The 9234-nt window shown below is 41.2% G+C and carries 8 protein-coding genes; all 8 read left to right on the forward strand.

What is annotated here, in order from left to right; all coding sequences use genetic code 11:
- The first annotated feature begins 1 nt into the window (after position 1).
- The 8 genes from PR808_RS05485 to PR808_RS05520 all read left to right on the forward strand — a co-directional run bounded on the left by PR808_RS05485 (position 2) and on the right by PR808_RS05520 (position 9175).
- Positions 2–1003, forward strand: coding sequence for an IpaD/SipD/SspD family type III secretion system needle tip protein (locus PR808_RS05485; protein WP_272538890.1), 1002 nt, complete (start codon positions 2–4; stop codon positions 1001–1003).
- 72 nt (positions 1004–1075) lie between these two features.
- Complete coding sequence (locus PR808_RS05490) at positions 1076–2632, forward strand: hypothetical protein (protein WP_272538891.1); 1557 nt, start codon at positions 1076–1078, stop codon at positions 2630–2632.
- Positions 2633–2640: 8 nt separating this feature from the next.
- Positions 2641–2895: an acyl carrier protein gene (locus PR808_RS05495; protein ID WP_272538892.1), complete on the forward strand. Its 255-nt coding sequence runs from the start codon at positions 2641–2643 to the stop codon at positions 2893–2895.
- A 327-nt stretch (positions 2896–3222) separates the two neighbouring features.
- A complete protein-coding gene (locus PR808_RS05500; protein ID WP_272538893.1) occupies positions 3223–4011 on the forward strand; it encodes an inositol monophosphatase family protein in 789 nt (262 codons plus the stop codon).
- Positions 4012–4061: 50 nt separating this feature from the next.
- Positions 4062–5459 carry a hexose-6-phosphate:phosphate antiporter gene (gene uhpT / locus PR808_RS05505; RefSeq protein ID WP_206085123.1) on the forward strand — a complete coding sequence of 466 codons (1398 nt, stop codon included), beginning with the start codon at positions 4062–4064 and terminating at the stop codon, positions 5457–5459.
- A gap of 250 nt (positions 5460–5709) precedes the next feature.
- Complete coding sequence (locus PR808_RS05510) at positions 5710–7095, forward strand: MFS transporter (protein WP_272538894.1); 1386 nt, start codon at positions 5710–5712, stop codon at positions 7093–7095.
- Between the two features lie 70 nt (positions 7096–7165).
- On the forward strand, positions 7166–8167 hold the full coding sequence (locus tag PR808_RS05515; protein ID WP_206085121.1) for a LacI family DNA-binding transcriptional regulator: 1002 nt from the start codon (positions 7166–7168) through the stop codon (positions 8165–8167).
- A gap of 24 nt (positions 8168–8191) precedes the next feature.
- Positions 8192–9175 carry a nucleoside hydrolase gene (locus PR808_RS05520; protein ID WP_206085120.1) on the forward strand — a complete coding sequence of 328 codons (984 nt, stop codon included), beginning with the start codon at positions 8192–8194 and terminating at the stop codon, positions 9173–9175.
- Positions 9176–9234 lie beyond the last annotated feature (59 nt).

The following is a 9234-nucleotide window of genomic DNA, read 5'->3' on the forward strand; positions in this document are numbered from 1 at the left end:
CATGGAAGTATTATTTCAACGAAATTATATTGGGTATCCAGAAGTAAAGAATGCAGCTGTTGTTGGAAAACAGGAAACGATAACCCACCAGAATGGAAATGAATTTGCCATAGACTTAGACGCAGATCCTTATGAACAAGGAATGGTGCTAGCGAGACAATTGGGTGGTTTGGAATTGAATGAAGCTTCTTATAGAAAATCAGTCTCATTTAACGATATTGAAAAGGAAATAAGCCATACAAATCTAGTTTCAAATATTTCCTCAGACTCATATAAAGCATTAAAACGTGAAAAACGAAGTGTATCAGACACTGTAATTGATGGTCGACCTCATATTAAGGGGTTAGAAACAATGATTGAGAATATTCATGATAACTATCAAAAACAGTATGGTGAATTAATTAAAGCATCGACTCAGTTTATGCAAGATATTAATACGGCGATTGGTAAGCTAAGTAATCATATGAAAGCGGGGAGCGATGGTAAAATTGAATTCTATGCGAAAAGTTTTATCTTAGATTTAAATAGTGCCGCTGCAAAGTATTCTGGGAGACCTTTTACAGGAAATCCAAATGATACTAATCACTTGAATGGCCATTTTAATAACTTTAGTCTTAATGAGAGCCAAGCGACACCCCTTCTAGAGTTACCATTAGAAAATGGCGTTTTCGAATTTTGGGAAAAAAAATTATCGGGTCAAGGTTTTATAGTTAAAAAAACAGGAACACATGTAAAAATATATCCAGATCTTAAACCTATTGTAGAAATATTTAATACTGTGCGTGGTCTTAATGGGTGGACAGATGGAGCACAAGTTCAGTCTCAGCAATTTCAAAGTATGCAAACAGCAATAGACAGCCAAAAAAATGCTGTTAATAATAGTGTTTCCCGGTTATTAGAAACATTTCGGCAAGATAATAGCCATTTTGAGACATTAACTCAGTTACTCATTCAACTAGTTAGAGACTTGAATCAAAATAATAGTGCTTTAGTTAATTTTTAATTTTTAATTTTTAATTTATAAGTACGACAATTTTTATTATTAAATCATAATTTATTGTGAGGGTATTGTATAATGTCAATTTCTCCTATATTAAAAAATGCAGTAACTCCTAGCATGGACATGAATAGGAATTTAGTCAATAACAGTAATTCAATAGCACATAATATTTCCTCTGTTCTACCTGCTAGTTCAACAAATGCATTACCATTGAACGGAGAAGGTAATATAAAAACCGAAACACCCAATATGAATAAAGAGGATTTGCATAATCTCAATGTTCACAAGCAGGCCTCTATTATTTCTGAGCTATTAAATAAAAGTGGTTATAATATCACGGCGGAAATAGTGATGAATGCATTAAACTTTGGTGGGATGGGAAATATAACTCAACAAGCTATGCATTACCGCCCTGAAAGTAGTTTGATTATTTTAACGTTACTGGAACCTCATGAAATGGCGGATGGGTTATTAGAGTCCGCCGCAAACATGGTTCAGAGTTTGAATCAAACAACGAATGATAATTTTAAAGCAACCCTTCAAAAATCATTGGAACAGTTCGATAAAAAAATCCAGAAATCTTTGTCTGGTATTAAAGGCAATCATTTTCTTGCTATGGGAGAAAGGTTTAAAGAGGTTTATGTTAGGCCAGAATTTAAAAATGTTTTAAAACCGCACTTATCAGTGGAAATGGTAGAACAGCTTTCAATGGATAATTGTTTACTCTCTGAGCAGAATAAACATAAGCAAGCAGAAATCTCGGTTTTAAATAGCGCTTATCAGAACGCAGGAAATGGCCCATCTGTTGATAAAGCTCATTATATGCACAATATGTTCAGTGTATTAGAAGAAAGCTTAGAAATTGTTAAGACACTAAAAGTGCAAGTTAATTGGGAAGAGCGAGCCGTAATACCGAAAGTAGAAAGCCAGCCGTTACCGTCACCACTAGGGGACGAAGTTGATGGCGCAAGGGGGTTGCCTCAATCCTCGGATTTGACAAGCAGTCATATATCAGGTAGTTACAACACAACAAATAACTATTACTTTAGTTCTCCACTCAGTGAAAATATCACGAAGATCAGTCATGAAGCTCCCGAAGTGGATCACTCGTCACTCGAAGAGTCTAAACAGACCAAACAGAGCGAAGCTCCCGTATTAGCACCTGTCAAAAATCAATTTATAGCGAAACTGTCGCACACGATATTAAGCCAACCCGCGAAAGAGCCAGAAGTTGATTACGAATTTCCAAAGGTGGATAACTCTATTTACCAGAGCAAGGGCTTTGTTGCCAGTACGCTGCGTGGCAACCAAGATACACAGGCAAAGGTAAAGCCAGAACGTCAATCAGCCAAACAAGAGGCCATACAGCAGTTTTTACCTAAAAATGGTCATCTTTTAGGGAGCTACTTAAGAAACGGCGAAGTGCCCACCAAAGTCACATTATCAACGGAGGGCGCATTAACACGTAGTCAATCGGATAAAGAAATTTATCGTGGTACACGTGAAGCAACAAAAGTGGTCGTAGATACAGCGTCTTATCTGCCGAATAGTGAGACTCCGGTGACATTAACGGAACGAGGCGCATTGACGCGCGATCAAAGCAAAAAAGATGCTTACACCACAGGCCAGTGAGGGGTTAAATGGATATTAAACCAAATAACATTCATTGGTTATGGCTGGTGGAGCAAATCCAGCAAATACGGACTTATTCAGGGATCACGAATAGCTACACTATGGACTCTGCACTGATCGTAGACGTACATATTGATTCGCTGGAAATGTTAGAGTTAATCACTGCTATTGAGCAATATACTGGGCAGGGAATTAATGATGAAGTCTGGATGAAGTGGCGTTATTTACGCGATATCGTCGATTACCTTTCAAATGTGAAATAACACCAAAAGCCACTGGGTATTTAAAAAGTGGCTTTTGGGCTTTTCATTTCTCTTTTAATTCGCTTAAGTCTTTTAGCTAGAGTAATCATAAAAAGATGATATTTTGAATTATTTATTTCTAATTTTTATCAATAGAAATTTAATAATTGATTTCTTAAATATAAAATTTGAGATTAGTCATCGTTATATCAATAAGCTAACATCGAAATTAACTATTTTTTATAAAATAAAATTAACATTAATTTTTCATGCCTTGAAATCGATCACAAAATAAATAGTTCAACAAATGTAATGTTCGAAATAATAATTTCAATTTAAGGGGTTGAAATGGACGCTATTTCGAGCAGGTATCAGTTCATTCAAAAAGTTGCTATAGACGCGGGGAAGCTGGCAGTTGTTTATTACCATCAACGTGGGCAATTAAATATTGAAAAGAAACAAGGTGATGGGCAAGATCTTGTTACAGTTGCGGATAAAAACACAGAAAATTTTATTCGCGAAAAAATTAACCATCATTTCCCTGATGACGCCATTTTTGGTGAAGAAGGCGGTTTTTCTCAAGGAAAGTCAGGCTATACCTGGGTGGTTGACCCAATTGATGGTACCAGCGCTTTTATTTTTGGCCTTGCGTCTTGGTGTGTTTCCATCGCATTGCTTGATGAGCACAAAAATACAGTGATTGCGGCAGTTTATGATGCCGTTCATGATGACCTATTTCATGCAATGCGAAACTATGGCTGTTATTGCAATCAAACACGTGTGCACGCGACCCCTGCCCATTCTCTAAATGAAGGTTTATTAGGTGTGGGCATTTCAACCAGAATGCCACCTGAAACTATTATTCCATTTCTAGATAAGTTACTCCATGCGAACGGCATGTTTGTACGCAATGGCTCGGCGGCATTGATGTTAGCTTACGTTGCGGCAGGTCGGCTGATTGGCTACTTCGAACCACACCTCAACTCTTGGGACTGCCTCGCTGGGTTGTTATTAATCCAAGAAGCAGGCGGCACGACCAATGATTATTCTTCGAATCCCGATTTTCTGATGAAAGGAGGTTATGTTTTAGCGTCGAGTCCTGATGTTTATCAGCAACTTGATGCGTTCCTTAAGTAGTTAAAAAATAAAATAATTAGAATAATTAAGAACGATAAAAGGGCAATAAAATGAGTTCTAAACTTTCCTTTTTTGATATTAAAAGACTCCCGATTGGCAAGGTCCCTCTCTCTGTACAACGTGATTTATGGCTACGTAAATTTATGGAACCCTTCTTGGTGATGTGCCTCGCCTACACAGGGATCTACTTTTTACGTTATAACTTCAAAGCAGCAACACCATTTATTATTGAACAAACGGATTTTACGTTAAGTGATTTAGGCACCGTAGGGTTCGGTTTCTCGATCACCTATAGCTTAGGGCGGGTATTACTTTCCTATTATATTGACGGGAAGAATACCAAGAAGATACTCAGTTTCTTGTTATTGCTGTCCTGCGCCTCTTCATTTGCCATAGGGATGTTCTTGCTATCTTCAGGGCATTCGCTGGGGATATTTATTTTCCTCTGGGCGCTGACTGGGTTATTCCAAGCACCCGGTGGGCCTTGCTCGAATTCAACCATTAACCGCTGGACGCCAAGAAAGAATCGAGGTCGTTATATTTCATGGTGGAATGCTTCTCATAATATTGGTGCAATCCTAGCTGGTCCTATTGCTTTGTTTGGAATGGAATACGCCTTTAACGGTAATGTGGCAGGGATGTTTATTTTCCCTATTTTATTTGCCGCTGTTATCGCAACTTTTGGCCTGTTTTTCGGGAAAGATGACCCGTCGGAGTTAGGGTGGAATACGCCAGAAGAGATTTTTGATGAGCCTGTGTCTAAAGCAGATACCGCGGCAGAAAGCATGACTAAGCGTGATATTTTTGTTAAGTATGTGCTGAAAAACCCAGCTGTTTGGTTTTTGTGCTTTGCGAACTTGTGTGTGTACACCATTCGGATTGGCGTGGACAACTGGAGTGTGGCGTATGTTAAAATGGCGCTCAACTGGGATGATATTTCTGCGATTGGTACAATCACGGCGCTCGAACTTGGTGGCTTTTTAGGCTCACTAACATGGGGTTATGTCTCTGATAAAATGGGGGGAAGACGTGCGTTGCTCGGCATGTTGTGTATGATTTCAGTGATTTTCCCATTGATAGCCTATCAGAACATGACCAGTGTCTGGGGAATCTATATTGCGCTGTTTTTTGAAGGATTCTTTATTTTTGGCCCCGTGATTTTAATTGGTATCTCCATTATCGGTTTTGCCCCGAAATGTGCGACAGCGGTGGTTAACTCCATTCCTGGCTTCTTTGGTTACCTGTTTGGCGACGGGATGGCAAAAGTTCTTGTTTCCCGTATTGCAGACCCAAAAGGAGATGGCATTTCACTGGGCGGTCTCACATTGCATGGTTGGTCAGATACTTTCTATTTATTATTTGCTGCAACAGCGGTAGGTATTGTGATGTTAGGCGTTGTGGCCATTTATGAAGAACGGAAAATTCGTTTAGATAGAGCGGTAGAATAACGATTTTTAGAGACTCAACCTCTTGTGCCTTAGCGGGCTCGAGAGGTTTCTGTTTTTACCTTCAGTCATTTCCCCCTGTATTTTCAGTCATATAAATTTCATATTTCTATCATCAAGTGATAACGCTCACAAAATAGGATCACCTTGTTTGCTTAATTCTACGCGCGTAGACTATGCTTTAAGTAAATAAAATCACAAACTATATTGTCTTGATTAATCGGCTTTGCGCCAATACCAAGGGTTTATGACTATGGTCACACAATCAAATGTTGAGACTAATCAACAAGCTGCACAAGAGCGGTTAAATACTCCAGAAGGGAAGAAAGATTTCCGCCGAGCGATTTTCTCATGCTGGTTAGGAACAACCATGGAGTACGCAGATTTTGCTCTTTATGGTTTAGCGGCAGGTATCATTTTTGGTGATGTTTTCTTCCCTGATGCGACGCCGATTATGGCATTGCTCTCAAGTTTTGCAGCCTATTCAGTTGGGTTTATCGCCCGCCCAATAGGTGCATTATTTTTTGGTTGGTTAGGTGATAAGCATGGCCGAAAAATGGTCATGGTGATCACGATTGCATTAATGGGGTTATCGACCACATTAATAGGTGCGATACCTAGCCACGCACAAATTGGTGTTTGGGCGCCAGTCTGTTTGGTTATTTTGCGATTTGCTCAAGGGTTAGGTGCAGGGGCTGAGTTATCTGGTGGTACGGTGATGTTGGGTGAGTATGCACCAGTAAAACGCCGAGGTTTGGTTTCCTCGATTATTGCGCTCGGCTCAAACAGTGGAACATTACTTGCCTCCATGATTTGGCTGATAGTGTTACAAATGGACAAGGAAAGCCTGATGTCTTGGGGCTGGCGTATTCCGTTCCTCGGTAGCATTTTAATTGCGTTAGCCGCATTAATTATCCGCCAACATATGCGTGAAACCCCCGTATTTGAACGCCAAAAAGAATTGCTCGCAGAAGAGCGCCGTAAAGCATTGGAATCAGACACCATCATCCATGCTGTTGATAACCGCTCATTTTGGCAGAAAACTCGTGCATTTTGGACGATGGTTGGCTTGCGAATTGGCGAGAATGGCCCGTCTTATCTTGCTCAAGGTTTTATTATTGGCTACGTCACAAAAATATTGCTGGTGGATAAATCCGTTCCCACCACGGCGGTATTAATCGCATCAATTTTGGGGTTTGCCATTATTCCATTCGCGGGTTGGTTATCTGACCGCTTTGGTCGTCGTATTGTTTACCGTTGGTTCTGCTTCTTGTTGATGCTGTATGCCGTGCCTGCTTTTATGTTGCTCGATTCCCGTGAACCAATGATTGTTATCCCAACGATTGTGGTTGGGATGGGGTTAGCATCACTGGGGATTTTCGGGGTACAAGCAGCTTGGGGTGTGGAGTTATTTGGCGTACGTAATCGCTATACTAAAATGGCTTTCGCTAAAGAACTCGGTTCTATTTTATCTGGTGGTACTGCGCCTCTGGTCGCTGCGGCATTATTGTCTTGGACAGGGCATTGGTGGCCAATTGCGATTTATTTCATAGGAATGGCGTGTATTGGCCTCGTGACAACATTCTTTGCACCAGAAACACGAGGTCGTGACCTTAACTTGCCTGAAGATGCCATATAAGTGGTATATAAAAGACCAGACGACTGCTATTCTTTGGAGAAAGTAAGGGTAACAGAATAAGGAATGCAGAGTGTCTGATGCAAATAGCCGTAAAGTGACGCGGGTAGATGTTGCCCGCGAAGCGGGAACATCGGTTGCGGTGGTCAGTTATGTGATAAATAACGGTCCCCGTCCCGTTGCGGAAGCAACAAAACAAAAAGTGTTAGCAGCAATCAAGAAAACGGGGTATCGCCCCAATGGGATTGCAAAAGCACTTGCATCAGGCAGTACGCAGACTTATGGACTAGTGATCCCCGATATCTCAAACCCTTTTCTGGCTTCGATAGCCCATGCACTACAAAGGGAAGCTTTTAAACATGGCCACGTTTTATTACTTGGGGATGCAGGTGATTCGCGAGCTCGCGAAAAAGAGCTAATTAATAATTTGTTGTTACGGCAAGTTGAAGGGCTAATTTACACCAGTGTTGATAGGCATCCTTATATTGACCTGATTCAGTCGTCAGGCACACCATGTGTGATGCTTGATAGGGTGGAAGCTTCAGAAGGTGTGAGTACGATCCAAGTGAATGAGAAACTTGCCGCTTATAAAATCACCCGCCATTTGATAGAGCATGGATATAAAAATATTGGCATTATTTGCGGTCCAAATGAGATGCTTAATACGCAAGACCGCTTTAGTGGCTGGCAAGAGGCATTGGCAACAGCAAACCTTCAAGTACAGCAAAAATGGATTTTAGCGGGGAAATATACGCGCGATTGGGGCTATCAGGCAATTTATCAAATGCAGCAGGTTGGGTTGCCAGAAGCCATTTTTGCAACAAATGAATTACAGGCTTTCGGTTGCTTAAAGGCGTTAGCGGAGCTAAAAGTGCGTGTTCCAGAGGATATTGCACTGGTTTGTTTTAACGGTACTGTTCAATCTGAATATACGGTTCCTACGCTGACAACAGTCCGCCAACCCGTTGATAAAATTGCCGAAAAAGCGATACAAATCTTACAAAACTGGCCATATAAAGAAGCCGTATGTGAGGTCGAGTTTGAATTACAGATTGGGCACTCTTGTGGGTGCTAACGATTTAATATTTCAGGGAAAATTATGCGTGTAATTATTGATTGTGATCCAGGAAACGGGGTTGCTGGCGCGAATGTTGATGATGGGCTCGCACTCGCACTTGCGATTGCGGCACCTGAAATCCAGTTAGAGATGATCACCACGGTTTCTGGCAATACGCCTAGCAATGTGGGGTATAATGTTGCCAGCCATTTGGTGCGCTCATTAAACGAAAATATCCCCGTTTATCGAGGCGCATCATCTGCTTTAATCGAAGCTAGCGCGCCATGGCGGGAGCAGTTAGACAATGGTGCACAAAGAGCCAAGCTTACTCATCTATGGGACAACCTTCCTTCTGTGCCAGTGTTACCTGAATCGATTCCTGAAGCAGCTTTGCGCATTGGCAAATTGGTTTGTGAAAATCCGAACCAAATCACAGTTATCGCTATTGGTCCTCTCACTAATATTGCGATGGCGATGCAATTATTCCCTGAGCTCGCGGCTAATGTTGCTGAAATTGTTATTATGGGGGCCGTATTTAATGTGCCAGGTTATGTGAAAGACACCAACTTTGGCCTAGACCCAGAAGCGGCTCATGCCGTATTAAACAGCGGCGCGAATATCACGTTAGTTCCTATGGATGTAACGGTACAAACTCAGATGGTGCATAGTGACCTTGATAGGTTTGCTGAGCTCACTTCACCGTTGAGTCAGTTTTTGGTGAGCACAATGCGCCCATGGATCGATTATTCACGAACAACGCGGCAGCTTGCAGGGTGTTGGATCCACGATGTATTAACCATCGCATGGTTATTGGATAAAAGCGTAGTAACTTATGAGTTGCAGCAAGTGGATATTGAGTTACAAGGGGCATTAAGAGGGAAAAGCTACCGTCTTGAGCCGTTGCGACTACGCGTGGGGATCCCAGCGTTAAAAACAAAACCCATCAAGGTGCTGCAATCAGTTGATAACCAAAAGTTATTAGCGTTAATCTTTCAAACCATTAAAAATTATTCAACAAAAAAATAGCGCCGATCGGCGCTATCAGACTGCGGACAAACCGATATTAGGTTTGACTGCAGGTTGAA

Source organism: Providencia sp. PROV197 (assembly GCF_028479625.1).
GTDB classification, from domain to species: Bacteria; Pseudomonadota; Gammaproteobacteria; order Enterobacterales; family Enterobacteriaceae; genus Providencia; species Providencia vermicola.

What these genes read in the sequence shown, in the direction of transcription:
- PR808_RS05485 (WP_272538890.1), top strand. Translation starts at nt 2, where the DNA reads ATGGAAGTATTATTTCAACGAAATTATATTGGGTATCCAGAAGTAAAG.
- uhpT (WP_206085123.1), top strand. Translation starts at nt 4,062, where the DNA reads ATGAGTTCTAAACTTTCCTTTTTTGATATTAAAAGACTCCCGATTGGC.
- PR808_RS05500 (WP_272538893.1), top strand. Translation starts at nt 3,223, where the DNA reads ATGGACGCTATTTCGAGCAGGTATCAGTTCATTCAAAAAGTTGCTATA.
- PR808_RS05495 (WP_272538892.1), top strand. Translation starts at nt 2,641, where the DNA reads ATGGATATTAAACCAAATAACATTCATTGGTTATGGCTGGTGGAGCAA.
- PR808_RS05490 (WP_272538891.1), top strand. Translation starts at nt 1,076, where the DNA reads ATGTCAATTTCTCCTATATTAAAAAATGCAGTAACTCCTAGCATGGAC.
- PR808_RS05520 (WP_206085120.1), top strand. Translation starts at nt 8,192, where the DNA reads ATGCGTGTAATTATTGATTGTGATCCAGGAAACGGGGTTGCTGGCGCG.
- PR808_RS05510 (WP_272538894.1), top strand. Translation starts at nt 5,710, where the DNA reads ATGGTCACACAATCAAATGTTGAGACTAATCAACAAGCTGCACAAGAG.